Raw genomic sequence first — 25,703 nt, forward strand, 5'->3', positions numbered from 1 at the left:
GGTATGCAGCCGATGCGCGGTGCGTTCGACAAGCCGTCAGGATATTGGATCGGCCTGAACCCACAATATCAAGCGATTTCTGGCGTTTGCGTGACGATGCGTCACAGAGCGTGCGCGCGAACACGCCGTTCACGCGACCCACGTCCGGTTTTTCGCGCGGTCGCTTTGCCGCGTCGTCAGTTGATCAGTACGTAGTGGCTGCCGTCCGCATCGGCCACCACCAGCACCAACTGGCGCAGGCGCACACCGGCCAGCCCGCGCAGCATGCGCAGGCTGGTGAGGCGCTGGTTGCCGATGCCGACCACCACGTCGCCCGCACGCAGTCCCGCCTGGGCGGCGCGGCTGCCCGGCTGCACCGTGCTGACGGCGGCGCCGTACCAACCCTGGTCGCGCTGGCTCTGGCTCAGCTCGCTGAAACGCACGCCGGCCAGGCGCGGGTCGAGCTGGCCGCCGTCGAGGCTGGCCAGCTTCTCGGCGCTCAGCGTCGCATTGACCTGGCGCGGCTGGCCGTCGCGCACGATGCCCAGTTGCAGGCTGCTGCCCAGCGGCAGCAGGCCTTCGGTGTTGCGCAGCTGCTGCACGCTCTGCAGCGGCTTGCCGTTGAGCGAGGTCAGCACGTCGCCCGGCTGCAGCCCGGCGCGCGCGGCGGCCGAACCGTCGCCGACGCCGGTCACCACCACGCCCTTGCTCTCCTTCAGCCCCAGCGCCTGGGCGATGCGCGGGGTGATCGCCTGCGCCTGCAGGCCCAGGCTGCCGCGCTCGACCTTGCCATGCGCGATCAGCTGCTTCATCACCTCGGCGGTGAGGTTGCTGGGGATCGCGAAGCCGATGCCCACGTTGCCGCCCGAGGGCGAGAAGATCATCGTGTTGATGCCGACCAGCTCGCCGCGCAGGTTCACCAGCGGACCGCCGGAGTTGCCCGGGTTGATCGAGGCGTCGGTCTGGATGAAGTTCTGGTAGCTCGAATCGCCCAGGCCCGAGCGCCCCAGCGCCGAGACGATGCCGGCGGTCACCGTCTGGCCCAGGCCGAACGGTTCGCCCACCGCCACCACGTAGTCGCCCACGCGCAGGGTGGAGGAGTCGGCCATCGGCAGCGCGTGCAGGCCGCTGGCCCGGATCTGCACCACCGCCACGTCGGTGGCCGGGTCGGTGCCGATCAGCTTGCCCTTGAAGCTGCGCCCGTCCTGCAGCGTCACGCTGATGTCGTCGGCGCCGGCGACCACGTGGTTGTTGGTCAGGATGTAGCCCCTGGCGGCGTCCACGATCACGCCCGAACCCAGGCTCTGCTCCACGCGCTCGCGCGGCGTGGGCGGCAGGCCGAAGAACTGGCGCACCATCGGGTCGTCGAAATACGCATCGCGCACCGGCACGTGGGTGGTACTGGAAATGTTCACCACCGCCGGCGTCACCCGGGTCAGCATCGGCGCCAGCGACGGCATCGGCTGGCCGTCGATCGCCGCCGGCAAGGTGGCGGCGCGGCCGGCGCCCGGCAGCGTGCCGAACGCGATCACCAGCGCGGCCAGCAAGCCGGTCAACCACGACGGCACGGAGGGATGGTGAGGCGACATGAGGGGCTCCTTGGCGGGGGTGAGTTCGGCGCTGGTTCGACCGATCGGCGGCGTGCGGGTTCCCGCCGGCCGATGCCGCTCGCAGGACTTTACTTCCCGGAGCGGCAGGGTTAACTTCCTCCCTTGGTAACAACCACAACATCTTGTGTTGAAGCGCCAATGCCGAGACTAGCACTGGTGCCAACCGCGGCGTTCTTGGGGAGGAGCCACTGTTGTCGGAAAGCCAGGGGGCGGGCAGGCCGGGAGGTCGTTCCCGCCCGTGATCTTCGTCGCCGTCGCGTCGCGAGCGACACCCTTACATCCCAATAAAAATCAACGGGGGCCGCGAGGCCACACCGAGAGGTCAGCAAAACGATGAGCACAATGCGTGCGCCAGCCAACCACCCCGCCACCGGCCGTGATGCTGCCGTGGACATCCCGCTGCAACCCGCCTCGTGGGACATCTGGGACAAGAAGTATCGCCTGAAGACCAAGACCGGCGAGCCGGTCGACGGCAGCATCGACGAGACCTACCAGCGCGTGGCGCGCGCCCTGTCCGACGTGGAAGCCACCGACGAGCTGCGCGGCCACTGGTACGAGCGTTTCCTGTGGGCGCTGCGCCGCGGGGCCATCCCCGCCGGCCGCATCACCTCCAACGCCGGCGCGCTGGCGCACAAGCCGGCCACCAGCACGATCAACTGCACCGTTTCGGGCACCATCCACGATTCGATGGACGACATCCTGGAGAAGGTGCACGAGGCCGGCCTCACCCTGAAGGCCGGTTGCGGCATCGGCTACGAGTTCAGCACCCTGCGTCCGCGCAACGCCTATGTCTCCGGCGCCGGCGCGTACACCAGCGGCCCGCTGTCGTTCATGGACATCTACGACAAGATGTGCTTCACCGTCTCCAGCGCCGGCGGCCGCCGTGGCGCGCAGATGGGCACCTTCGACATCAGCCATCCGGACGCCAAGGAGTTCATCCGCGCCAAGCGCGAGGACGGCCGTCTGCGCCAGTTCAACCTGAGCCTGCTGATCACCGACGGCTTCATGGACGCGGTGGAAAACGACCAGGACTGGCCGCTGGTATTCCCGGTGCACGTCAAGGAGAAGGACGAGATCGATCTCGACGACCCCAGCAAGGTCGTCTGGCGCGAATGGCCGACCCACGAGAACTACGTCGACCGCGAAGACGGCCTGGTCGCCTGCAAGATCTACAGCCACATCCGCGCGCGGCACCTGTGGGACATGATCATGGTCTCGACGTACGACTACGCCGAGCCCGGGTTCATCCTGATCGACAAGGTCAACGAGATGAACAACAACTGGTGGTGCGAGCACATCCGCGCGACCAATCCCTGCGTCACGGCCGACACTTGGGTGCAGACCGCCGAAGGCCCGCGCCAGGTCAGTGACCTGCTCGGTCGAGGCTTCATGGCCCGCGTGGACGGCAACGATCACGCCACTGGCGCCGAGGGTTTCTTCCGCACCGCGACCAAGCCGGTGCTGGCGCTGCAGACCGAGGAAGGCCACCGCCTGCGCCTGACCGAGGACCACCGCGTGCGCCGCGTGTCGCGCCTGACCCGCTGGAGCGTGGACACCGAGTGGTGCGCCGCCGGCGCGCTGCAGCCTGGCGACCGCGTGCTGCTCAACGATCACCGCGCCAACGCGCAGTGGCCCGGTGCGCTGACCGGGGAGCAGGGCTACCTGCTCGGCCTGCTGGTCGGTGACGGCACGCTCAAGCACGAGGCCGCGGTGTTGTCGGTGTGGCCGCAGGCCGCCGTGATGAACGGCCCGGTGGATGGCGGTACCCGTGCGCTGATGGCCGAAGCCCTGCGCTGCGCCCGGACGCTGCCGCACCGTGCCGATTTCACCGGCTGGTCGGAAGTGGCCGGCCGCGGCGAGTTCCGCATGAAGTCCGCCGCGCTGCGTGACCTTGCGTTCGAGTTCGGCATGAATCCTGGCGACAAGGCGATCACGCCGGCGCTGGAGCAGGCGTCGAGCGAGGCCTATCGCGGCTTCCTGCGCGGCTTCTTCGACGCCGACGGTTCGGTGCAGGGCAGCCAGGCCAAGGGCGTGTCCGTGCGCCTGGCGCAGTCGGACCTGCCGCGGTTGGAAGCGGTACAGCGCATGCTGCTGCGCCTGGGCATGCCGTCACGGATCTATCGCGACCGCCGTGTCGCAGGTGAAAGCCTGTTGCCCGATGGTCATGGCGGCAGGCATGCCTATGCCACCCGGGCCCAGCACGAGCTGGTGATTGCCGGCGAGTCGCTGCCGCGTTTCGCCGAATTGATCGGCTTTGCCGACAGCGACAAGGCCGCGCGTCTGAAGGCCGCCTTGTCGGGCTACAAGCGTCACCTCAACCGCGAGCGCTTTGTCGCCACCGTGCAATCGCTGCAGGCCGATGGCGTCGAGGACGTCTACGACGTGCAGGTACCCGGCATCAACACCTTCGACGGCAACGGCCTGCACGCGCACAACTGCGGCGAACAGCCGTTGCCGCCCTACGGCTCGTGCCTGCTCGGCTCGGTCAACCTGACCAAGTTCGTGCGCGACCCGTTCGGGCCCAAGGCGCGTTTCGACTGGGAGGAATACCGCGAGGTGGTCAAGGTGTTCACCCGCATGCTCGACAACGTGGTCGAGATCAACGGCCTGCCGCTGGAGCAGCAGCGCAACGAGATCATGGGCAAGCGCCGCCACGGCATGGGCTTCCTGGGCCTGGGCTCCACCGTGACCATGCTCAAGCAGAGTTACGGCAGCGCCGAGGCGGTGGCGTTCACCGAGGACGTCTCGCGCGAAATGGCGCTGGCCGGCTGGGAAGTGGCGCTGGAGCTGGCGAAAGAGAAGGGCGCCGCGCCGGTGCTGCTGCGCGACTACACCGTCACCGGCGACATGCTGCGCAAGCGCCCGGAAATGGCGGCCGACGGCTACAAGATCGGCGACACCATCCCCGGCCGCGTGCTGCACGCGAAATACAGCCGCTACATGCAGCGCATCGCCACGGTGGCGCCGGAGCTGGTCGAGCAACTGGCCGAGACCGGCGCGCGTTTCACCCACCACACCTCGATCGCCCCCACCGGCACCATCTCGCTCAGCCTGGCCAACAACGCCAGCAACGGCATCGAGCCGAGCTTCGCGCACAGCTACTCGCGCAACGTGATCCGCGAAGGCAAGAAATCCAAGGAGAAGGTCGAGGTGCTCAGCTTCGAGCTGCTCGCCTACCGCGCGCTGATCAACGCCGAGGCCAGGCCGTTCACCGACGACGCCGCGCACAAGCTGCCCGACTACTTCGTCTCCGCCGACGACATCGGCCCGAAGCAGCACGTGGACATCCAGGCCGCCTCGCAGAAATGGATTGATTCGTCGATCTCCAAGACCGCCAACGTGCCCACCGATTACCCGTACGAAGACTTCAAGGACATCTACTTCTACGCCTACAAGCAGGGGCTCAAGGGATGCACCACGTTCCGCTTCAACCCCGCCGCTTTCCAGGGTGTGCTGGTCAAGGAATCGGACCTTGAAAACACCCTCTACCGCTTCGAGCTGGAGGACGGTAGTGTTGTCGAACTGAAAGGCAATGAGCAGGTGGAATACGACGGCGAGATGCATTCGGCCGCCAACCTCTTCGATGCCTTGAAGGAGGGTTACTACGGCAAGTTCTGAACTGCGCGCAGTTTCCCGAGGGCCACGGCACGTACTGACATTCATCGGAGGGGAACACCAGTTATGTCCATCGACAACGAGCTTGAGTCAAACAACAACCCAGCGGCCGCCGAGGCACCCGCCGTCGTGCTGCCCGTGCTGCCCGAGGTAGCGCCGGCCGCACCCGCCGCGGCCCCGGCGAAGAAGGCCCCGGCACGCCGCAAGGCCGCAGTGAAGAAGGCCGCACCGAAGAAGGCGGCGCCGAAGAAAAAGGCGGCCGCGAAGAAGGCGGCTCCGAAGAAGAAGGCCGCGACCAAGAAGGCTGCGCCTAAGAAGAAGGCCGCCGCGAAGAAAGCGGCTCCCAAGAAAAAGGCTGCAGCCAGGAATGCCGCGCCGAAGAAGGCTGCCGCCAAGAAAGCGGCAAGGAAGTCGGTGAAGAAGGCGGCCCCGAAGAAGGCTGTGCGCAAGAGCGCGAAGAAAGTGGCGAAGAAGGCGGTCAAGAAAGCCGCCGTCAAGCGCGCCAAGCCCGCCCGCAAGGCGGCAGGCAAGAAGTCGGTCGCCCGCAAGGCGGCCCCGAAGAAGGCGGCGGCAAAGAAGTCCGCCAGCAAGAAGAAGGCCGCCCCCAAGGCAGCCAAGAGGTCCACTGCCAGCAAGAAGAAGTAAGCCGTACCTCCATCCGGCCCGGCGTCGCGCCGGGCCGGATGGTTTTTCATGTCACACGTCGCCGCCATTGCGGCGCGCCCCAGCAAAGAAGCGAATCCCATGGCAATCAAGATCGACAAGAAGATCACCGGCTACAACGTGGTCAAGCCCGAGGACAAGGTTGCCGATGCGGCCGCCAGCGCGGCGAAGCAGGCCACCCCTGCCGCGCCCAAGCAGGCCGAAGTGATCCAGATGCACGAGAGTGTCGAGCGACCGGAAACCCTGGTCGGCTCCACCTTCAAGGTCAAGTCGCCGCTGTTCGAGCACGCCCTGTACGTCACCATCAACGACATCGTGCTCAACGCCGGCACCAAGTACGAGCAGCGCCGCCCCTTCGAGATCTTCATCAACTCGAAGAACATGGATCACTTCCAGTGGATCGTGGCGCTCACCCGCATCCTCTCCGCCGTGTTCCGCAAGGGCGGCGACGTGACGTTCATCGTGGAAGAGCTGAAAGCCGTGTTCGACCCCCGCGGCGGCTACTTCAAGGCCGGCGGCGTCTACATGCCCAGCATCGTCGCCGAGATCGGCTCGGTGGTGGAACAGCACATGAAGAACATCGGGCTGATCCATGATCCGGAAATGGATGAGGCGATGCGGAAGTTGATTGCGGAGAAGCGCGCCGCCTACGAGGCGATGGACTCAAAAAAAAACGCTGACGCCGGCGTGACTGCCAGCTCGACCGGTTCCGAAACCCTGACCTTTCCGCCCGGCTCGATGATGTGCGACAAGTGCAACACCAAGGCGCTGGTGCTGATGGACAACTGCCAGACTTGTCTGAATTGTGGGTATTCGAAGTGCGGGTGAGTTAATTCTGAGGAAGTCGCGGGGGGAATGTATGAAATCAGTTAGTGCAATTGCGTTAGCAATGTTCGTGATGATTTGCTCGGGATGTGTCCAAAATAATGCGAAGCCTGTGACAACTCGAAATAGCGAGCTTACACATGGCAACGTGCAGTTAAACATCAAGGTTGGACAGACGTCAAAGGCTGATGTGTTGGAGCATTTTGGTGCGCCAAACATCACCACGATCGACGGCTCCGGTCAGGAGGTCTGGTCATATCAGCGCCAAGCAACGGTGACTCAGTCCAGCTCGAGTAGCAACTACTGGACTGTAGTTCTTGCGGGAGGTGCGAATTCTGCTTCAGGTTTTGAGCAGACTCAGCGAACGATGACATTAATCATCAAGTTCGGAAAGAACAATCTGGTTTCTGATTTTAGAAGCAGATCAAGTGAATTCTGACGCACGGAGAAACAGGGGATGAAAAAGTTTATTATTGTTGGCTGCCTTGCTATAGCGGCCATGACAGGCTGTGCAACTTCGCCCAAGCCAACGCCAACCTCGTTGCAGATTCAGTCTTTCCAGACGAAAGAATTTGAAACAACGAAGACAATCGTCTTCGGCTCGGTTTTGAGCGTATTTCAGGACTTGGGGTATATCGTGCAGAGTGCCGATAAAGATACTGGGTTTATAACTGCTGCAAGCCCAACTTCCAACAAGACGGGTTTTTGGCAGGCGATGGTTGGTGTTGCGTCAAGCGGTCAAACGAAAGCTACAGCATTTGTTGAAGAGATTAGGCCAGGATACGTCCGCGTCCGCCTTAACTTTGTCAATACACGCAATAATTCTAGCGCGTACGGGCAGACCCAGGCGGAGGATACTCCCATCTTGGATCCGAAGCCCTACCAAGTGGCATTCGAAAAAATAGATGACGCCGTATTCGTAAGGAAAGGCGCTCTCACCTCCGGGCAGAATTAGTTAGCCGAGTTGGACAGTTTTAGGGCTCTCTCGATCCGTGTGGTTGACTTTCAGCCAATGGGCGTCTGAGCGGCATGTAAAATATAAAATAAGGGGTCAGGTTCATTATTCCGCGTAGGTTGAATGAACCTGACCTTGTTGTTCTGTTCTGTTCAATACGCGGCCGGGCGCACCGACTACCACGACGTGGAGCGCGACGCACTGGCGACACAATGCCGGCGCCTTGCCGTCGCACCTGAACCGGCAGTTGACGCCGTCCTGAGTGCGGGGCCGCTTCCCGGTTTCCCTCGCCGCCGTGCCGCGAGGGCGTCGCCGCTCAGTCCAGCAGCGTCAGCAGTGCTTCGTAGCGGATGTCGGCGGGTTCGCGCATGTTGGCTTCCATCCGGCGCAGCCATTCCAGCGTGCGGCGAGTCTGTTCGCGCTCCGCTTTCTGCGACAGGTCGAAGGTGACCGAATCGGCCACGTGGTGCAGCATCATCACGAAATCGCACGGCGCGCGGCAGGACTGCACCAGGCCGACGATCTGGAAGCCGATGTCCTGGACCTGCGACTTGATCGCGGTGCTGTCGCTGGTCCCGCCCAGCAGTTCCTGCGCCGCCTCGTCCAGGTAGACGTCCATGATCGCGTCGTTGGGGAAGGGCTCCCGCATGGCCTTCGCGACCTTGGCGGTGAGCGCGGGGTCGTCGGTCAATCGGCGGGTCAGGTTTCGCACGCGGGCGCGAACGTGTTCGATGGCCTTGTTGATGTCGGCGCGATCGGCGACGAGGTTGATCACGGCACCGTTGATCTCCTTCGCCACCCGCTCGGCGATCGCGTGGGCATCGGTGCCGACGATGCGCTGCACCCGGCCCTTCAGCGGGTCGCGCAGCGCCTTCTCGATCGCCGGCCCGCTGCGGCCGTGCAGCTGGAACATGGCCGTCATGACGGAGGCCAGGATCGGCCGCAGTTGCTCGCCCCAGTGCAGGATGTGGCGGCGGTCCTCCACCGGCCCCTTGCTTGCCTTCGAGTTGACCGGGATCTTGGCGGCCTTGGTGCCCCAGGGCGGGCGACCGACGAAGGTGACCTCGCCGTCCTCGCCGACGGACATGCCGAACTCGCCGCCGTCTGTGTCTTCGTCATCGCCATCGGACATCGACTGTTCCCCGTTGTGCCTGCCACGCAATATAGCGGGGCAGCCCCGGTGTGCGCCCGGGGTTCGGGCGTTGCCGGCAGATGCGTGGGGAACCGGGGTCGGTAGCCGCTGCCCTCACGACTTCTTCTTGCCGCCACCATCGCGCTTGTTCACGGTGGCCCAGGCGATGCGCTCGGCCGTCTTCTCCGACTTGCCCTTTTTCTTTTCGCTTTCCTCGATGTGGGATGCTTCGCGCTTCTGCTTGGCGGTGTACGAGGATTTGTCGCCCTTGGACATGGGAGTGCTCCAGAGTTAGATGGACGTCCTACGCCAGTGTCCGGGCGGGTGAATGCCCGGTCGTCGATGGATCATCGCCGCGTCATGGCGTCGAGGGGCCGCCACCCGCGTGATCGTGGCGGCGGCAACTTTCCACCGCGCACTTCGCAGGAGGGCCGCCAGGCAGTCGTTCCGGCGCCGCAGGACGCTGTGCTAGGCTCGAACGATGGGAGCAAGACTGCATCGGACAGCGATCGGCCGCACGCGTGAAGTGCGGGGGCCCGACGCGCTGGAACTCATTGCCGCTGGCGCGATCGTGGCAGCCGTGGTGGCGGTCGCCACGGGTTTCGGCAGCCGCGTGATGCTCATGGCGCAGACCCTGGACGCGGTCTCGCTGGCGTGGGCCCCGCAAGTCAACGCCCGGGTCTATCGCGCCGAACATGGTCGATGGCCCTCGGCGGGCGACCCGAACATCCTCGGCGACGCGCGCGCGGGGTCGCACGTGGAGAACCTCTCACTGGCGGAGGGTGGCGTCATCACGGCGCAGGTAGTGCTGGGCCAGTCGCTGCCGGCCGGCAACCGCAGCGGCGCGGTGGCGACAGGCGGTGTGCGGGGGCGGCTGTCGTTCCGCCCCGAGCTGATGGGGTCGGCCGAGGAGCCGACGGTTTCCTTCCTGTGCGGTTACGCCACGCCAGTGTCCGGAACGGTCGAGGCCACGGCCGCGAACCGGACCACCCTCCCCGTGGACTACCTCCCGCCCTCTTGCCGGTGATTGCGAATGGATGCCTTGAAGCTGGATGACTCCCGCGATTTCGTGACGCGCCAGTACGCGCATCTGCTCGCCAGCGGCCTGGACGAGCCGGCGGCGCATGCGCGGTTGCGCGAGGTGCTGGGCGCGGATGCCGTGGCGCTGCTCGGTGGCGGCGATGCGGCGGACGGCCCGGCCCGCTTCGCCGATGCCGGCTTGGGCCCGCGCCTGGCTGCGGCAGCGAAGGAACTTGGCGGCAGCGCGGCCGGCGTGCAAGCCGCGTTCATCCACTCGCTGGCCGAGGCGCGGCTGTTCGCGCTGGACTGGTGGCGGCCGGTGCGCACCTTTCTTTCGTACGTGCTGTTCCTGCTGGGCCTGGCGCTGGTGATCGCGCTCATCTACGCGACCTACGTGCTGCCGGCCTTCAGTCACCTCGACCGCACGCTGGGCGTGCACGGCGCCGCCGACTGGATCGCCGCGAACGGCGCCATCCGCCTGTTCGCGCCGCTGCTGGTGATGGCCATCGTGCTGGTGCTGCTGGCGACGCGATGGCTGCGCATGCGTCGTCGCATGGCGCAGCTGCAACCGCTGGGGCGCGCCCGTGCCGGCTGGCTGGATGGCAAGGGCGCGGCCGCCTACCAGGTGCTGCGCTGCCTGGAGTTTGCCGCTGCGCTCAAGGCGGCAGGGGTGACGGATGCGGCGGTGCTGGAGCCGGCCCTGCGGCTGGCCGGCTGGCCAGCGGGGACGCCGCTCGCCGGCGAACTGGGCGAAAAGCTCGCGCAGGCCGAGCGCCTGGGCACGTTCGGCGTGGAACTGGAATGGCAGCGCCGCCTGCACTGGACCACCGCCCAGGCCCAACTCGAATCGTCGCGCGACCGCCTGATCCTGGCCTCGCGCGTGCTGTTCTACATCCTGGTCGGCGTCATGGTCACGGTGCTTTACGTCCCGATCTTTTCAGTCGCCAGCATGGTGGGAGTGCATTGAGGATGACACGCAAACGCGGATTCACGCTTATCGAACTGATGATCGTCGTGGCCATCATCGGCATCCTCGCGGCGATCGCGATCCCGGCGTACCAGAGCTACGTCATTCGCGCGCAGACCACCGAGGCGTTCTCGCTGGGCTCGTTCGTGCAGCCGAAGATCGTCGACTACTACCGCCAGTTCGGCCACTTCCCCGCGGACAACCGCGCCAGCGGCGTGCCGTCGGCGGGGTCGATCATCGGCCACTACGTGGGCGCGGTGACCGTCGACGATGGCGTGATCAACATCCGTTTCCGCGACAAGAACATCAACAGCGCCCTGCAAGGCCAGGTGCTGAGCCTGCGGCCGCTGGTGGTGAAGGGCAGCCCGCACAGTCCGATCGCCTGGGCCTGCGGCGAGTCGCCGGCACCGGAGGGCATGTCGGCCATCGGCACCAACCGCACCACGCTCAAGGCCACCTATCTGCCGTCGAGCTGTCGCGCGCCATAGGCGCCCCGGCTTCGGCGCATCACGCCGCCGTTGCATCCACCGCGGCACCCCGGCAGCCCGCCGCCATCACGATTCGACAAAACGCTGCAGCCGCGCCAGCGCCGCGCCCCACTGCGCGCTGATCGCGTCCAGCGCCTGGCGCGCCTCGTCCAGCCGCGCCGGCGTGAACTCCCACAGCCGCTCGCGGCCCTGGCGCAAGTCCTGCACCAGGCCGGCATCGGCAAGCACCTGCAAATGCTTGGTGACGGCCTGGCGGGTGATGGTGGTACCCGCGGTGAGCTGCGCAATCGACAGCGCGCCGCCGGCACACAGCGCGACGACCAGCCGCAGCCGGGTGGCATCGCCCAGCGCGGCGAACACCGGCGCGCTGGCGGACAACGCGGCGGCCTTGCGCCGGGAGCGTTCAGTGCGCGGCGACATATTTCTCGATGTTGCCCATCTGCATGGCCCAGCCACCGGCGTTGGCGCGCAGTGCGGCGTCGCGGCGCGCGGCCGGCAACCGGTCGAAGCCGGACTCGGTGAGTCGCAGCATGATGCCCTCGGCCAACGCTTCGAGTTCAAAGGTGACCAGGGTGGTCGGCTCCTTGTCGTAGTCCATCCCCGCCTCGATCGCGTAGGGGTGCCAGCGCCAGGCGAACACGCGCATCGGTTCGATGCGCTCGACGTACAGCGTGAACGGCGTGCCGGCATGCGGCGCCTGCAACTTTGCGACGTCGGCGTCGACCTGGGTGGGCTGGATCGTGCCGGTGATCGGCTGCCCGGCGACGAAGGGGCCGTCCAGCGCCATGCCGAACCAGGCGCCGAATGCGCGGGCGTCGGTCAATGCGTGCCACACCCGTTCGAGCGGTGCACGGAGCAGGATGTGTTGTTCGATGCGATCGGTCGACGAACTCATGGGTCATCCTCAATGGCAACCTTTAGGTTGCATGATGCACGCGCCGCGCCTGATATGCAATCTTTCAGTTGCTCGATTGCTGCCGCCGGTTTCCAGTCGCCAGCACCTGTCGGGGAAGGCCTGCGATACTTCGCCGGCGTGGCGCGCAAGGGGGAAACGGCATGTCGTGGGGATGGACCTTGCTGGGAGTGTTCGGCCAGCTGCTGCTGGCGTATCTGCTGTTCATGCTGGTGGCATTTTCCGGCGGCGGCATGGCCAGCGGGCGTTCGCTGCGCCCGCGCCAGTTGCGGGTGCTGAACCTGTCGATCTTCGTGCTGCCCGGTGCCTGCCTGTGCAGCGCGCTCATCGTGCTGTGCCTGCAAGTGTGCGGTGGCGGCGCCGGTGCATACGCCTGGCATGCGCTGCCGCTGGTGGCCACCGTGCTGTATCTGGGCTATCTGCGCTGGCTGGTCCGGCACGGCTGAAGCGTCACGCACACCCTGTTACCGTGCGCGGGCATGTTCACCGGAGACAGGCCATGGAACCCGAATTCTGGCATCGGCGCTGGCGCGAGGGTCGCACCGGCTTTCATCAGGATCGACCCACGCCGTTGCTGCTCGCGCACTGGTCGGCGCTGGCACTGGCGCCGGACACCCGCGTGCTGGTGCCGCTGGCCGGCAAGTCGCTGGACATGGTCTGGCTGGCCGCGCAGGGGCATCGCGTGCTGGGCGTGGAGCTGTCGCCGCTGGCAGTGGAGCAGTTCTTCGCCGAACACGAACTGACGCCGCAGGTGTCCGCCTCGGCCTGTGGCCGTCGCCACGTGGCCGGCAACATCGAGCTGATCTGCGGCGACGTGTTCGGGCTCGATGCCGACCTCCTCGCCGATTGCTCGGCGGTGTACGACCGCGCCGCGCTGATCGCGCTGCCGCCGGAGCTGCGCCGTCGCTACGTGGACGAAGTGCATGCGCAGCTGCCTGCCGGCTGCCGCGGCCTGCTGATCACGCTCGACTATCCGCCGCACGAAAAGCAGGGCCCGCCGTTTGCCGTGTCCGAGGCCGAGGTGCGCGAGCGTTACGGCCGCGACTGGGTGGTGGAGTTGCTGGAGCGCCGCGACATCCTGGCCGAGCAGCCGGGCTTCGCCGCCGAAGGGGTGAGCGCACTGGAGACCGCCGCGTACCGGCTGCTGCGCAAGGCCTGATTCACCGCGCCGTTCGGTGCGTGCGAAAAGGTCTAGACTGGCCGCGTCAAACGTTCCCGCCTTGTGCGTGGAGGGTTCCGGCATGGTGGCCTGGATGCATGCGGCGATCCTGGCGTGGTCGGTGGCCACCGCGCCCGCCCCGGCCATGCCGCCGCCGGAGCCGATGCCGCCTCCCGAACAGGTCATGGCGATTCCGCCGGCCTTGCGCGCGCAACTGCAGCAGCAGGTCACCGGCGGCGGCGGGTCGGAGCGGCAGCGGCTGCAGCGCCTGGTGGCGTTCCTGTTCGATCCTTCCGGCCTGGGCATGACCTACGCCGCCGACGCCACCTTGACGGTGGCGCAGGCGTACCGGCTGCGCCAGGCCAACTGCCTCACCTTCACCCTGCTCACCATGGCGCTGGCGCGCGAGGCCGGGCTGGAGGCCCGCGCGCAGGAGATCGACGACGTCGTGGCCTGGCGCGTGCAGGACAACGTGGTCTACCGCTTCAACCACGTCAATGCGCAAGTCGCCATCGGCCGCATGCGCTACACCGTCGACGTGGCCCGCGACGAGGTGCTGGCGCGGCACCAGCCCGAGCCGATTCCCGACCAGCGCCTGCTGGCGCTCTACTACAACAACCGCGCCGCCGAATTGCTGGCCGACGATGACCCGAAGGTCGCCGCCCCCTACATGGCGATGACGCTGCAGCTGGCGCCGCGCTATGCCAGCGGCCGGGCCAATGCCGGCGTGTTGCAGCTGCGCCTGGGCGACCTGCGCGGCGCCGAGCGCAACTATCTGCAGGCGCTGGCGCTGGACCCGACGCATGCAGGCGCGCTGTTCAACCTGGTCACGCTGTATCGCAGCCAGGGCGACGAGGCGCGCCGCGCCCGCTTCCAGCAGCGACTGGAAAAGGTGCAGCAGAAGGACCCTTACTTCCAGTTCCTGCTGGCCATGGACGACGAAAAACGGGGCGACTACGCCGGCGCGGTGCAGCACTACCGGCGCGCCATCCGGCTGTACCACGGCGACCCGCGTTTCTACCTCGGGCTGGCCCGGGTCTATCGGCAACTGGGCGAGGAGCGCCATGCGCGGCGGGCCCTGCAACGTGCCGACGTGCTCGGCCGCAACGCCGACGCGGACCACCGCGCGCGGGTGCCGCTGCGCAATTGAGGTCGGCGGGGATGATTTCCGGGTACTTTCAATTTTCACCTTTTGAGGTGAAAATGCCGAAACCATGAGCCTGCACCTGACCAGCCGCCAGTCCAACATCCTCGAGTTCATCCGCGCCCGCGTGGCACGGGATGGGCAGGCGCCCACGCTGGAGGAGATCGGCCAGGCGATGGGCCTGCCCCACGTCAGCGCGGTGCTCAAACACGTGCGTTCGCTGGAGGCCAAGGGGCGGCTGGCGATCGAGCCGCACCGCTCGCGCGGCATCCGCCTGGTGGATGCGCCCGACGCGCTGGATGCCGATACCCTGGAGCTGCCGCTGGTCGGCCGCATCGCGGCCGGCGAGCCGCTGTTCTCCGAGTCGCGGATCGAGCGCAGCCTGCGCGTGTCGCGCTGGCTGTTCCGGCTCACGCCGGATTACCTGGTGCGGGTGGTCGGCGACTCGATGCGCGACGAGGGCATCCTCGACCAGGACCTGGTCGGCGTGCACGCCACGCCGGTGGCGCGGCACGGCCAGGTGGTGGCGGCGCGCGTCGGCGGCGACCGCTTCACGATCAAGCGGCTGTACTGGCAGGGCGAGGTGATCCGGCTGCTGCCGAACAGCCCCGGTTACCAGCCGATCGATCCCGACCCCACCGAGGATTTCGCCATCGAAGGCCTGTTCGCCGGCCTGCTGAGGGGCGGCTGATGGCGGCCGTGGTGCCACTGTCGAACCTGCTCGATGCGCGCCGGGTCTGGCGCGGCCGGGCCGAGCCGCCGCCGGCCGGCGAGCAGCCGACCGGCTGGGCCGCGCTGGATGCGGTACTGCCCAGCGGCGGCTGGCCGGCGGCGGCGCTGTCGGAAATCCTGCTGCCGCTGGATGGCGTGGGCGAACTGCAACTGGTGCTGCCCACGCTGGCGCGCCTCAGCCAGGGTGCGCGGCCGGTGGTGCTGGTGGCGCCGCCGTATCTGCCCTGCGTGGCCGGTTGGCGCCAGCACGGCGTGGACATGCGTCGGGTCGAGATCGTCAACGCGACCGAGGCCGACGTGCTGTGGGCGACGGAGCAATGCCTGCGCTCGGGCAGCTGCGCGGCGGTGCTGGCGTGGCCGCGGCAGGCGGACGATCGCGCGCTGCGGCGCCTGCAGGTGGCGGCCGACGGCGGCCGCGCGCTGGCCTTCGCGTTCCGTGATCGCCGGCATCTCTCCAATGCCTCGCCGGCGGCGTTGCGGCTGGAGCTGGAGGCACGGCCGCAGGCGCGGGTATGGGTGCGCAAATGCCGGGGCGGCGCGGTGCCGGCGCAACCGCTGCCGCTGCCCACCGCGGCGCTGCATTGATGGTGGCCGCGCATGTTGTGGGCTTGCATCTTGTTGCCGCAGCTGGCACTGGACGGTGTCCTCCGCCGCCGCCCGGACGCGGGCCCGCTGGTGCTGGTGGCCGGCACCGGACATGCGCGCAGCATCGTGGCGGCGAACGCGGCCGCGCGCGACGCCGGCCTGCGCGTGGGTCAGCGGCTGAGCGCGGCGCAGGCGCTGCTGGCGCAATTCGAGGCGCTGCCGTACCAGCCTGAGCGGGTCGACCACTGGCATCGGTTCCTGGCCGCGGTGGCCTATCGCTACAGCGCCGAGGTGAGCCTGTTGCCGCACGCGATCGTGCTGGAGGTCAGCCGCAGCCTGAACCTGTTCGGCTCGTGGCCGCGGCTGGAAAGCCTGCTGCGTGCCGATCTCGACGCGCTGGGTTTCCGCCACCGGATCAGCGCCGCGCCCACGCCGCATGCGGCACACGTGCTGACCGGTGTCGCCGACGGCCAAGTGGTGCTCACCGACGAGCAACTGCGCCACGCGCTGCAGCGCATCCCGCTGTCGCAGAGTCGCCTGCCTGCGGCGGCGGCCGACGCCTTGCCGGGCATGGGCATCCGCACGCTGGGCCAGTTGCTGGCGCTGCCGCGCGACGGCCTGCGCCGGCGCTTCGGTGCGGAGTTGCTGCTGGCGCTGGATCGGCTGACCGGCGCGGCCACGGCCGGCCTGGAAGCGTATCGGCCACCCGACCGCTTCGACCTGCGCATCGAACTCACGCATGAAGTCGAAGCCATCGGCGCGCTGGTGTTTCCGCTGCGTCGGATGACGGCCGACCTGTCCGCCTACCTGGCCGGTCGCGACGGCGGCGTGCAGCGTTTCACGTTGCAGCTGGAACATCGCGAGGGACACACCGAGGTGAAGGTGGGCCTGCTCGCACCCGAGCGCGAGGCCGGCATGCTGTTCGAACTGGCACGCGCGCGGCTGGAGCAGGTGCAACTGCCGCAGCCGGTGCTGGCCATGCGCCTGATCGCGCGCGACCTGCCTGCGTTCGTGCCGGCCGGCCGCGACCTGTTCGACGAACGCCCCGCCAATGCGTTGCCGATCGAACAGTTGCGCGAACGCCTGCGCGCGCGGCTGGGCGATCGCGCCGTGCATCGGCTGGGCAGCACCACCGATCCGCGGCCCGAGCTGGCGCAGAAAGTGACGGCCCACGATGCCGGCTGGCAGGAACCCTCGCCGCGACCGACCTGGCTGTTCGAGCGGCCGATTCCCCTGCGCGGCCCCGCGCCACACATCCTGGCCGGCCCCGAGCGGCTGGAAACCGGCTGGTGGGATGGCGGCGAGGTGTGCCGCGACTACTACGTGGTGGAAACCGCGCAAGGCCAGCGCGGCTGGGCATTTTGCGCGCCGGGCGAGCGCGACGGCTGGATGCTGCACGGCTGGTTCGCATGAACGCGTATGCCGAGCTGCATTGCCTGTCGAACTTCTCGTTCGGCCGCGGCGCATCCAGCGCGCGTGAATTGTTCGAACGCGCGAAGGCTTGCGGCTACGAGGCGCTGGCGATCACCGACGAGTGTTCGCTGGCCGGCATCGTGCGCGCGCTGGAGGCTTCGCGCGCCACCGGCATGAAGCTGATCGTGGGCGCCGAATTCCAGCTCGACGACGGCCCCAAACTGGTGCTGCTGTGCGAGAACAAGGCCGGCTATACCGCACTGTGCGCGCTGATCACCCGTGGCCGCCGCGCCGCGGCCAAGGGTACGTACCGGCTGCAGCGCGCCGATCTCGCCGATGGCGTGCCGGGCACCTTTGCGCTGTGGCTGCCCGGGCGCGAGCCCGATGTCGCGCACGGTCGCTGGATGCGCGACACCTTCGCCGAGCGGGCGTGGCTGGCGGTGGAACTGCATCACGGGCCGGACGACGCGCAACGCCTGCGCGAGCTGCAGCGGCTCGGGCACAGCCTCGACCTGCCGCTGGTTGCCGCCGGCGACGTGCACATGCACGTGCGTCGCCGGCTCGCGCTGCAGAACACGCTCACCGCGATCCGCCATCGCGTGCCGCTGGCCGAAGCCGGCGCGCTGATCTTCCGCAACGGCGAACGCCACCTGCGCCGGCGCGAGGCGCTGGGTGCGATCTACCCTGCCGCGCTGATGCTCGAAAGCACCGCCATCGCCGCGCGCTGCGCGTTCAGCCTCGACGAACTGGAATACCGCTACCCCGCCGAACTGGTGCCGGCCGGCCACAGCGCCAGCAGCTGGCTGCGCCATCTCACCGAACAAGGCGTGCGCTGGCGCTGGCCGGATGGCGTGCCGGAGAAAGTCCGGGCGCAGATCGAGCACGAGCTGGGCCTGATCGAATATCTGAAGTACGAGTCCTATTTCCTCACCGTGCACGACATCGTGCACTTCGCCCGCAGCAAGGGGATTCTCTGCCAGGGCCGCGGCTCGGCGGCCAACTCCGCCGTGTGTTTCGCGCTCGGCGTCACCGAGGTCGACCCGGCGCGGATGAACCTGCTGGTGGAGCGTTTCATCAGCAAGGAGCGCAACGAGCCGCCCGACATCGACGTGGATTTCGAGCACGAGCGGCGCGAGGAAGTGATCCAGTACATCTATGCCAAGTACGGTCGCGAGCGTGCCGCGCTGGCGGCCACGGTGATCTGCTATCGCGGCAGGAGCGCCGTGCGCGACGTGGCCAAGGCGCTGGGCCTGCCGCCGGACCAGGTGGACCAGCTGAGCGGCATCTTCGGCTGGCGCGGTGAGCAATCGCTGGACGAACGCCTGCGCGAACACGGTTTCGATCCACAGGGCGCGGTGCTGCGCCGGGTGCTGAAACTCACCGCCGAGTTGCGCGACATGCCGCGGCACCTGTCGCAGCACGTGGGCGGTTTCGTGATCAGCGACGCGCCGCTGGCCGAACTGGTGCCGGTGGAGAACGCGGCGATGCCCGATCGCACCATCATCCAGTGGGACAAGGACGACCTGGACACGATGCGCCTGCTCAAGGTCGATTGCCTGGCGCTGGGCATGCTCAGCTGCGTGCGCCGTTGCCTGGACCTGCTGCGCGCGCATCGCGGCCAGGATTACAGCCTGGCGACGCTGCCGGCCGAAGACCCGCAAACGTACGAGATGATCCAGCGTGCCGACACCGTCGGCGTGTTCCAGATCGAGAGTCGCGCGCAGATGGCGATGCTGCCGCGGCATCGCCCGGAAAATTTCTACGACCTGGTGATCCAGGTGGCGATCGTGCGGCCCGGCCCGATCCAGGGCGACATGGTGCATCCGTACCTGCGCCGCCGGCGCGGCGAGGAGCCGGTGGACTATCCCTCGGAGGATCTGAAGGCGGTGTTCGAACGCACCCTGGGCGTGCCGCTGTTCCAGGAGCAGGTGATGAAGCTGGCGATCGTGGCGGCCGGCTACACGGCCGGCGAGGCCGACCAGCTGCGCCGCGCGATGGCGGCGTGGAAACGTCACGGCGGCATGGAGCACCACCGCGAGCGGATCATCCGCGGCATGCTCGAACGCGGCTACACCGCCGAGTTCGCCGCGCGACTGTTCGAGCAGATCAAGGGCTTCGGCAGCTACGGTTTTCCCGAGAGCCACGCGGCCAGTTTCGCCGGCATCGTCTACGCCAGCTGCTGGCTGAAATGCCACGAACCGGCTGCGTTCGCCTGCGCCCTGCTCAACGCGCAGCCGATGGGTTTCTACGGGCCCAGCCAGATCGTGCAGGACGCGCAGCGCCACGGCATCGCGGTGCGGCCGGTCGACGTGCGCCACAGCGACTGGGACTGCACGCTGGAGGACGACGCGCGGGAAGGGCAGCCGGCGCTGCGGCTCGGCCTGCGGCAGGTGCGCGGTTTTCGCGAAGACGTGGCCGAGCGGATTTCGGCGGCGCGCGCCGCGCGTGCCTTCGTCGACGTGACGGATCTGTGCGCCCGCACCGGCATCGACCGCCGCCAGCAGGAGCTGCTGGCCGAGGCGGGCGCCTTGCGTGGCCTGGCGGGTCATCGGCATCGCGCGAAGTGGGCGGTGGCCGGGGTCGAATCGCAGCTGCCGTTGTTCGGGCGCGCCAGTCCGGCGGAAGAGGCTGTCGTGCTGCCGGTGCCGTCGGTGGCGGAAAACCTGCAGTCGGACTATGCGCGCACCGGACTCAGCCTCGGCCCGCATCCGCTGCAACTGATCCGCCCGCGCCTGCGCGCGGCGCGTTTCACCGACTCGCGCAGCCTGCGCGGCCAAGCGCACCAGAGCACGGTGCGCGCCGCCGGCCTGGTCACCCAGCGCCAGCGCCCGCAGACCGCCAGCGGCGTCACCTTCATCACCATCGAAGACGAGCACGGCGCGATCAACGTGGTGGTGTGGAACCAGGTGGCCGAGCGGCAGCGGCGCGCGTATCTGGAGGCGCGCCTGCTCGGGGTGGAAGGGCAGTGGGAGTGCGTCGACGGCGTGGCCCACCTGATCGCCCGGCGGCTCACCGACATGAGTGCGTGGCTGGGCGAGCTGGACAGTCGCTCGCGCGATTTCCGCTGACTCCGGCGCTGCCGCCGCGCAGGGAATCGGTTAGGCTGGAGCCGCCGCCCGGCCAGGCATGGGGATGCCACCGGGCGGTTTTCCTTCCATCGCAATGCAGGGGATTTTATGGGTACTTCTACGTTTGCCGCCTTGGCCGGCATGGGCCTGTTCGCCATCTTGATCATGATCGTCGTGGGCATCGCGCTTGGCGCGCTGGTGCTGGCCGTGTCCTTTCGCCTGGTGGTCGGTTTCATGCCGTCCTACCTGCGTGCGTTGGGTGCCGTGGTGCTGACCTATGTCGGGGTGTTCGTGGTGACACTGATCCTCGGCATGGTGGTGCACAGCAGCGTGCTGTCGCTGATCGTGACCTTCCTCGTCGGTGCCGTCGTGGTGAACTACCTGTTGCTGGCCGCGGACGGCAGCCAGATCGGCTTCGGCAAGGCCTGCGTGGTCGAGCTGGTCAACATGGTGATCGGCATCGTGCTGGCGCTGATCATCGGTTTCATCTTCGCGATGGTGTTTGGCGCGGCGCTGTTCGGCCTGCACTGAGCCTCGATGCATGGCGGGGGCGCCGGCCGCCTCCGCCATGGGTCGAGGATCACACCAGCGTGCTGGCCACGCCGAACCCGATCGCCATGCTCGCGGCCACCGCCATGCAGGCGCTGCCGGGGCGGATGCGGCGGGCGTCGATGCGCGGCACCAGCCGCCACAGCAGGACCGCGCCGAGCAGCATGTCCAGCACCAGCGCGACGCGCAGCAGGCCCGAGTGCAGCAGGCCGCCGTAGGGTGGATGCACCGCGCCTTCGCAGACGGCCACCAGGAACACCAGCAACAGTCCGAGCATCGTCCACAGCAGGCAGGCGAGGTAGACGCGGTTGAACACCACCGCGCAGCGCTCGGTCCAGCGCAGCACCGACCAGCCGATCAGCGCGAACACCAGCGCCGCCATGCTGCTGTAGAGCACCCACCAGAGCAGGGTGCTGGTCACGGCAAGTGCGGTATTCATGTGATCTGGCGGAGTCCCAGTTTGCGATAGAGCTTGGCCATCAGCCACGCCGGGCCGACCAGCAGGTAGGACAGATCGGTGAGGAAGCTGGGCTTGCGGCCTTCGTACTTGTGGCCGATGAACTGGCCGATCCAGGCCACCACGAACACGCCGACCGCCCACCACGCCAGCGCCGGCGCGCCCAGCCGCCAGTACAGGAAGTTGGTGAACAGGCCCAGCACGGCGAACGCGATCAGCAGGCCCGCCGCGAGCCGGTGCGAGCGCTTCCAGTACCAGTAGAACGCCAGCACCATCACCAGCACCGCCCACGAACCGGGGCGCAGCGCGGTGAACGGCACCGGGGCCGCCCACAGCAGCGCGATCACCGACCACACGATCGGCGGCACGCAGAACCAGTGGAACATCTGGTTGGTCGGGTTCTGGTGGTCGCTGCTGTAACTGTCGAGCCAGTCCTGCATGGTGCGCATGAGCGTTCCCCCTCGATGAAACCTCAGTCGAGCCGGATGCCGGCCAGCTTGTGCAGCGCCTCGGCATACTTGGCCGCGGTGCGTGCGATCACCTCGTCCGGGATCACCGGGCCGGGTGCGGTCTTGTTCCAGTGCTGCGTCTCCAGCCAGTCGCGCACGAACTGCTTGTCGTAGCTGGGCGGGCTGATGCCGGTGCGGTATTCGTCGGCCGGCCAGAAGCGGGAGGAATCCGGGGTGAGCATCTCGTCCATCACGTAGAGCTTGCCGCTCGCATCGGTGCCGAACTCGAACTTGGTGTCGGCGATGATGATGCCGCGCTCGGCCGCATAGGCGGCGGCCCAGCGGTAGATCGCCAGCGTGGCGTCGCGCACCTGCCCGGCGAGGTCGGCGCCGACCGCGTCCACCACGGCGTCAAAGCTGACGTTCTGGTCGTGGTCGCCCACCGCCGCCTTGGTCGAGGGCGTGAAGATCGGTTCGGGCAACTGCTGCGCCTGCTTCAGGCCGGTCGGCAGCGCGATGCCGCACAGCGCACCGCTGGCCTGGTAATCCTTCCAGCCCGAGCCGATCAGGTAGCCGCGGGCGATGCATTCCACCGGCACCGGTTTCAGCCGCCGCACCACCACCGCGCGCTTCTCGTACAGCTTGAGGTCGGTGCCGGGCGGCAGCACCTCGGCCAGCGGCACGTCGAGCAGGTGGTTCGGTACCAGGTGCGCGGTCTTGCCGAACCAGAAGTTGGAGATCTGGGTGAGCATCTCGCCCTTGCCCGGGATCGGGTTGGGCATCACCACGTCGAACGCCGACAACCGGTCGGTGGCCACCATCAGCAGCCGCTGATCATCCAGCGCGTAGACATCGCGCACCTTGCCGCGATGGATCAGCTCGAGGCCAGGCAGGTTCGATTGGGGCAGGGTGGTGGGCACGGCGGGTTCCACGAGGCGGCAAATGTCTATTGTAGCGACTGCCGGCACGGCGCCGGGAGCGTGCCGCCGGGCCGATCGGGCGCACTGCTAGAATTGGCATCCTTTGGCCCCATGTGTTGCCGATGCGAATATTCCTGATCGCGGCGCTTTGCCTGGCCGCCTCGCCCAGCCTTGCCCAATCTGCCTCCCGGCCCGGCCGGCTCGGCCTCTGCGCGGCCTGCCACGGCGAGACCGGGCAGGCGCACGTGCCCGGCGTGCCGAACCTGGCCGGGCAGCGGCTGGATTATCTGCGCGATGCGCTCAAGCAGTACCGCGACGGCCGCCGCGACGTGCCGGTGATGCGCGCGGCGATCGGCCCGCTGAACGCCGCCGAGCTCGATGCGCTGGCACGCTGGTACAGCGCGCAGGCAGCCGCGCCGGCGCAGGTGCAGCCATGAGTTTCACCTACACGATCTGGTTCGGCATCTTCGGCCTGCTGGTCGGCCACATGCCGGGCGCGGTGGTGGGCGCGGTGCTCGGTTTCATCTTCGACAACCTGCGCCACAGCCAGCGCCGCCAGGCCACGCCCGAGGCCGGCGGTTTCGTCGGCCCGCTGTTCACCCTGCTTGGCGCGGTGGCCAAGTCCGACGGTCGCGTCTCCGAGGCCGAGATCGCGGTGGCCGAGCGGCTGATGACGCGCATGGGCCTGACCGCCGAGCAGCGCGCGCAGGCCGTGGCCAGCTTCAATGCGGGCAAGCAGCCTGAGTTCGACGTCACCCGCACCATCGCCGAGCTGCGCAGCTGGGTCGGCCTGCGCCGCGACCACGCGTTCCCGGTGCTGGACGTGGTGATCGAGACGGTACTGTCCGAGGGCAACCCGGGGCCGGAGAAGATGTCGATCCTGCGCCAGCTCGCCTTCGCGCTGCGCGTCAGCGACATGGAGCTGATGGCGCTGATGGCGATGAAGGGCTACGCCTGGAACCAGGGCGCGGGCGGCCCGCGCGGCGGCCGCCAGCAGTACGGCAATGGCGGCGGCTACGTGCCGCCGCAACGCACGCCGCAAGGGCCCGATCCCTATGCCGTGCTGGGCATCGACCGCAACGCCGACGAGCGCGCCATCAAGCGCGCCTACCGCAAGCTGATCTCCGAGCACCACCCCGACCGCCTCGGCGACCTGCCCGAAGACATGCGCAAGCGCGCCGAGTCGCGCGCCAGCGAGATCAACGCCGCCTACGACCGCATCAAGGAAGCACGGGGATTCAAATGATGGGGCCGGGAATGGGGAATAGGGAATGGGGAATGGCAGAAGCGGCTTTGCGGTGGCATTTGCCGCGTCAGGCTTCATAATCTTCCTGATTCCCGATTCCCGATTCCCGATTCCCGATTCCCGATTCCCGGCTTATGAGCAAGCAAAGCGCCATCATCGCCCCGTCCATCCTCGCCGCCGATTTCGCCCGGCTGGGCGAGGACACCGCCGCGGCGCTCGCCGCGGGGGCGGACTGGGTGCATTTCGACGTGATGGACAACCACTACGTGCCGAACCTCACGATCGGGCCGATGGTGCTCGCCTCGTTGCGCAAGTACGGCATCACGGCGCCGATCGACGTGCACCTGATGGTCAAGCCGGTCGATCGCATCGTGCCGGATTTCGCCAAGGCCGGCGCCAGCCTGATCAGCTTCCATCCGGAAGCGAGCGAGCATGTCGACCGCACGCTGGGGCTGATCCGGGAATCCGGCTGCCAGGCCGGGCTGGTGTTCAACCCGGCCACGCCGCTGGACCATCTCGACTACGTGATGGACAAGCTCGACATGATCCTCATCATGTCGGTGAACCCCGGTTTCGGCGGGCAGAAGTTCATCCCTGGCACGCTGGAGAAGCTGCGCCAGGCGCGTGAGCGGATCGAAGCCAGCGGCCGTGCGATCCGGCTGGAAGTCGACGGCGGCGTCACCGCCGACAACATCGGCGCGATCGCCGCCGCCGGCGCCGACACCTTCGTGGCCGGCTCGGCGATCTTCCACGCGAAGGATTACGCGGCCGAGATCGCCGCCATGCGCAAGGCGATCGGGTGAGGATGCCCGCCGCCATGCGCAAGGCGATCGGTTGAGGATATCCGCCGCCATGCGCAAGGCGATCGCCTGGCCAGACGGCACAAAGAAAAAATCCCGGCGCCAGGAGGGAGGCACCGGGATAAACGTCGTCGGGGACGCAAGGGGGAAAACACCATGGATTGGCGCGTGCCGGCGCGAAAGTCCGCCAGGGAGCTCGCAAACCTCGCACCGGCAGGTTCCACGGCAAAGAGGAACGCACGCCAATCATCAGGTCCGACCCGGTACCTGCCGATTGGTTCCCGCGGCGAGGCTCAATTTGCCAACTGTGTCGTTCAGGTTCGCTGTGCGGATCGCGGCCGCAGCCGGCTGGATCGAGCCTGCGCGCGCATGTTCAGCCATTGCGCCAGCGCGACCCGGGCGTGCAGCCACACCGCATCGAGGCCCAGTCCGGCGGCCAGCATCAGACTGCCGACCATCAACCAGTGACGCCATGTGCGCGAAAGCCGTATTACTGCATGCATGTCGGTGTCCTCCTGTGGCCCGAGCCACGATGGCATTGCCGCACGCGTGAAGGTCGCGCGGGAGCCGCGCCGGCGGCGGCGTTCGGGCCAGTCGTGGCAAAGGGCGGGCAGCACGCGCACGAAAAAAAGCCCCTCGCAAGCGAGGGGCAAGCAACCACCAGGGGGAGGACCACGGTTACAGCGGTTGCCAGTCGGGATCGGTGTCGTCCCGGGCCGCACCCGGCGCGATTCCTTTCGCGCCGGGTGCGCGGACGACTTCCACCACGGCAAACGGATCGAGTCTGGACAGATGACGGGACATGGCGCGCCTCCTTCAGAAGAAGCCGACCAACAGGCCCAGCAGCAGGGCGCCCAGCGCCAGGCCGGTGCGCAGCGGCTCGAAGCCGTGCAGTTCGGCGCGGGGGTCGTGTTCGTTGCGGCGGGTGTCCATGAGTGACCTCGTGATGGAGTGCGTGGATCACATCAAAGCCTCCGTCGCGGCGCGTGCGCCGGCCGCTGCCGGGCGATTTGC

29 protein-coding genes are annotated in these 25,703 nt (G+C 67.7%); 19 read left to right on the forward strand and 10 right to left on the reverse strand.

Features of this window, described 5'->3' with window-relative positions; translation table 11 throughout:
* Positions 1-176: 176 nt before the first annotated feature.
* Positions 177-1,568 carry a Do family serine endopeptidase gene (locus ACVCMC_RS16145; RefSeq protein WP_447098029.1) on the reverse strand — a complete coding sequence of 464 codons (1,392 nt, stop codon included), beginning with the start codon at positions 1,566-1,568 and terminating at the stop codon, positions 177-179.
* 354 nt (positions 1,569-1,922) lie between these two features.
* Between ACVCMC_RS16145 and ACVCMC_RS16150 the strand changes: the two genes are divergently transcribed.
* The 5 genes from ACVCMC_RS16150 to ACVCMC_RS16170 all read left to right on the forward strand — a co-directional run bounded on the left by ACVCMC_RS16150 (position 1,923) and on the right by ACVCMC_RS16170 (position 7,647).
* Positions 1,923-5,207, forward strand: coding sequence for an LAGLIDADG family homing endonuclease (locus ACVCMC_RS16150; protein ID WP_447098030.1), 3,285 nt, complete (start codon positions 1,923-1,925; stop codon positions 5,205-5,207).
* 63 nt (positions 5,208-5,270) lie between these two features.
* Positions 5,271-5,849 (forward strand): hypothetical protein, encoded by a 579-nt coding sequence (locus tag ACVCMC_RS16155; protein ID WP_447098031.1) that lies wholly within the window; start codon positions 5,271-5,273, stop codon positions 5,847-5,849.
* A gap of 99 nt (positions 5,850-5,948) precedes the next feature.
* Positions 5,949-6,695: a TSCPD domain-containing protein gene (locus tag ACVCMC_RS16160; RefSeq protein ID WP_447098032.1), complete on the forward strand. Its 747-nt coding sequence runs from the start codon at positions 5,949-5,951 to the stop codon at positions 6,693-6,695.
* A gap of 31 nt (positions 6,696-6,726) precedes the next feature.
* Positions 6,727-7,131, forward strand: a complete 405-nt coding sequence (locus ACVCMC_RS16165; protein WP_447098033.1) for a hypothetical protein — start codon at positions 6,727-6,729, stop codon at positions 7,129-7,131.
* A gap of 18 nt (positions 7,132-7,149) precedes the next feature.
* Positions 7,150-7,647, forward strand: coding sequence for a hypothetical protein (locus ACVCMC_RS16170; RefSeq protein ID WP_447098034.1), 498 nt, complete (start codon positions 7,150-7,152; stop codon positions 7,645-7,647).
* Between the two features lie 316 nt (positions 7,648-7,963).
* Here ACVCMC_RS16170 and ACVCMC_RS16175 read toward each other — a convergent pair whose 3' ends face one another.
* Together ACVCMC_RS16175 and ACVCMC_RS16180 are read right to left on the reverse strand one after the other, a co-directional pair.
* Positions 7,964-8,779 (reverse strand): hypothetical protein, encoded by an 816-nt coding sequence (locus ACVCMC_RS16175; RefSeq protein ID WP_447098035.1) that lies wholly within the window; start codon positions 8,777-8,779, stop codon positions 7,964-7,966.
* A 114-nt stretch (positions 8,780-8,893) separates the two neighbouring features.
* Entirely contained in the window at positions 8,894-9,055 is a 162-nt protein-coding gene (locus ACVCMC_RS16180) for a hypothetical protein (RefSeq protein WP_447098036.1), read from the reverse strand.
* A gap of 205 nt (positions 9,056-9,260) precedes the next feature.
* Here ACVCMC_RS16180 and ACVCMC_RS16185 point away from each other — a divergent pair, with 205 nt between their 5' ends.
* From ACVCMC_RS16185 to ACVCMC_RS16195, 3 genes are read left to right on the forward strand one after another with little or no spacing between them, the layout of a single operon-like run.
* Positions 9,261-9,806 (forward strand): hypothetical protein, encoded by a 546-nt coding sequence (locus ACVCMC_RS16185; RefSeq protein ID WP_395120217.1) that lies wholly within the window; start codon positions 9,261-9,263, stop codon positions 9,804-9,806.
* A 6-nt stretch (positions 9,807-9,812) separates the two neighbouring features.
* Positions 9,813-10,766, forward strand: a complete 954-nt coding sequence (locus ACVCMC_RS16190) for a hypothetical protein (RefSeq protein ID WP_447098037.1) — start codon at positions 9,813-9,815, stop codon at positions 10,764-10,766.
* A 2-nt stretch (positions 10,767-10,768) separates the two neighbouring features.
* Positions 10,769-11,254, forward strand: coding sequence for a pilin (locus ACVCMC_RS16195; RefSeq protein WP_447098038.1), 486 nt, complete (start codon positions 10,769-10,771; stop codon positions 11,252-11,254).
* A 66-nt stretch (positions 11,255-11,320) separates the two neighbouring features.
* On the opposite strand, the gene ACVCMC_RS16200 is transcribed toward ACVCMC_RS16195, so the two are convergent.
* Together ACVCMC_RS16200 and ACVCMC_RS16205 are read right to left on the reverse strand one after the other, a co-directional pair.
* Positions 11,321-11,674 (reverse strand): ArsR/SmtB family transcription factor, encoded by a 354-nt coding sequence (locus ACVCMC_RS16200; RefSeq protein WP_395120214.1) that lies wholly within the window; start codon positions 11,672-11,674, stop codon positions 11,321-11,323.
* Positions 11,658-12,149, reverse strand: a complete 492-nt coding sequence (locus ACVCMC_RS16205) for an SRPBCC family protein (RefSeq protein ID WP_447098039.1) — start codon at positions 12,147-12,149, stop codon at positions 11,658-11,660. Before ACVCMC_RS16205 ends, ACVCMC_RS16200 begins: the two co-directional genes overlap by 17 nt.
* Positions 12,150-12,310: 161 nt before the next feature.
* Between ACVCMC_RS16205 and ACVCMC_RS16210 the strand changes: the two genes are divergently transcribed.
* From ACVCMC_RS16210 to ACVCMC_RS16245, 8 genes are all read left to right on the forward strand, one after another.
* Positions 12,311-12,613, forward strand: a complete 303-nt coding sequence (locus ACVCMC_RS16210) for a hypothetical protein (protein WP_447098040.1) — start codon at positions 12,311-12,313, stop codon at positions 12,611-12,613.
* 53 nt (positions 12,614-12,666) lie between these two features.
* Entirely contained in the window at positions 12,667-13,326 is a 660-nt protein-coding gene (locus ACVCMC_RS16215) for a thiopurine S-methyltransferase (RefSeq protein ID WP_447098041.1), read from the forward strand.
* Positions 13,327-13,408: 82 nt separating this feature from the next.
* Positions 13,409-14,476: a tetratricopeptide repeat protein gene (locus ACVCMC_RS16220; protein WP_447098042.1), complete on the forward strand. Its 1,068-nt coding sequence runs from the start codon at positions 13,409-13,411 to the stop codon at positions 14,474-14,476.
* Between the two features lie 64 nt (positions 14,477-14,540).
* Entirely contained in the window at positions 14,541-15,161 is a 621-nt protein-coding gene (lexA, locus tag ACVCMC_RS16225; RefSeq protein ID WP_395120209.1) for a transcriptional repressor LexA, read from the forward strand.
* On the forward strand, positions 15,161-15,787 hold the full coding sequence (gene imuA, locus ACVCMC_RS16230; RefSeq protein WP_447098043.1) for a translesion DNA synthesis-associated protein ImuA: 627 nt from the start codon (positions 15,161-15,163) through the stop codon (positions 15,785-15,787). Before lexA ends, imuA begins: the two co-directional genes overlap by 1 nt.
* 12 nt (positions 15,788-15,799) lie before the next feature.
* A complete protein-coding gene (locus tag ACVCMC_RS16235) occupies positions 15,800-17,200 on the forward strand; it encodes a Y-family DNA polymerase (RefSeq protein ID WP_447098044.1) in 1,401 nt (466 codons plus the stop codon).
* Positions 17,197-20,268, forward strand: a complete 3,072-nt coding sequence (locus ACVCMC_RS16240) for an error-prone DNA polymerase (RefSeq protein ID WP_447098045.1) — start codon at positions 17,197-17,199, stop codon at positions 20,266-20,268. Before ACVCMC_RS16235 ends, ACVCMC_RS16240 begins: the two co-directional genes overlap by 4 nt.
* Positions 20,269-20,376: 108 nt before the next feature.
* A complete protein-coding gene (locus tag ACVCMC_RS16245; RefSeq protein ID WP_447098046.1) occupies positions 20,377-20,799 on the forward strand; it encodes a hypothetical protein in 423 nt (140 codons plus the stop codon).
* A 49-nt stretch (positions 20,800-20,848) separates the two neighbouring features.
* On the opposite strand, the gene ACVCMC_RS16250 is transcribed toward ACVCMC_RS16245, so the two are convergent.
* The 3 genes from ACVCMC_RS16250 to ACVCMC_RS16260 are packed head-to-tail and all read right to left on the reverse strand — an operon-like array spanning position 20,849 to position 22,643.
* Positions 20,849-21,256 (reverse strand): hypothetical protein, encoded by a 408-nt coding sequence (locus ACVCMC_RS16250; RefSeq protein WP_447098047.1) that lies wholly within the window; start codon positions 21,254-21,256, stop codon positions 20,849-20,851.
* Entirely contained in the window at positions 21,253-21,723 is a 471-nt protein-coding gene (locus tag ACVCMC_RS16255) for an Mpo1 family 2-hydroxy fatty acid dioxygenase (RefSeq protein WP_395120203.1), read from the reverse strand. The genes ACVCMC_RS16250 and ACVCMC_RS16255 overlap by 4 nt, the downstream gene beginning before the upstream one ends.
* Before the next feature lie 23 nt (positions 21,724-21,746).
* Positions 21,747-22,643, reverse strand: a complete 897-nt coding sequence (locus ACVCMC_RS16260; protein WP_395120202.1) for a phosphoribosylaminoimidazolesuccinocarboxamide synthase — start codon at positions 22,641-22,643, stop codon at positions 21,747-21,749.
* A gap of 122 nt (positions 22,644-22,765) precedes the next feature.
* On the opposite strand from ACVCMC_RS16260, the gene ACVCMC_RS16265 reads away from it, so the two are divergent.
* The 3 genes from ACVCMC_RS16265 to rpe all read left to right on the forward strand — a co-directional run bounded on the left by ACVCMC_RS16265 (position 22,766) and on the right by rpe (position 24,692).
* Positions 22,766-23,080, forward strand: coding sequence for a c-type cytochrome (locus tag ACVCMC_RS16265; RefSeq protein ID WP_447098048.1), 315 nt, complete (start codon positions 22,766-22,768; stop codon positions 23,078-23,080).
* Positions 23,077-23,889, forward strand: a complete 813-nt coding sequence (gene djlA / locus ACVCMC_RS16270; protein WP_395120200.1) for a co-chaperone DjlA — start codon at positions 23,077-23,079, stop codon at positions 23,887-23,889. The genes ACVCMC_RS16265 and djlA overlap by 4 nt, the downstream gene beginning before the upstream one ends.
* Before the next feature lie 134 nt (positions 23,890-24,023).
* Positions 24,024-24,692, forward strand: a complete 669-nt coding sequence (gene rpe, locus ACVCMC_RS16275) for a ribulose-phosphate 3-epimerase (protein WP_447098049.1) — start codon at positions 24,024-24,026, stop codon at positions 24,690-24,692.
* Positions 24,693-25,003: 311 nt separating this feature from the next.
* On the opposite strand, the gene ACVCMC_RS16280 is transcribed toward rpe, so the two are convergent.
* A complete protein-coding gene (locus ACVCMC_RS16280) occupies positions 25,004-25,312 on the reverse strand; it encodes a hypothetical protein (RefSeq protein ID WP_447098050.1) in 309 nt (102 codons plus the stop codon).
* Positions 25,313-25,367: 55 nt separating this feature from the next.
* Positions 25,368-25,493, reverse strand: coding sequence for a hypothetical protein (locus ACVCMC_RS16285; RefSeq protein ID WP_447098051.1), 126 nt, complete (start codon positions 25,491-25,493; stop codon positions 25,368-25,370).
* Between the last annotated feature and the right edge of the window lie 210 nt (positions 25,494-25,703).

Source organism: Rhodanobacter sp. UC4452_H20 (genome assembly GCF_052978205.1).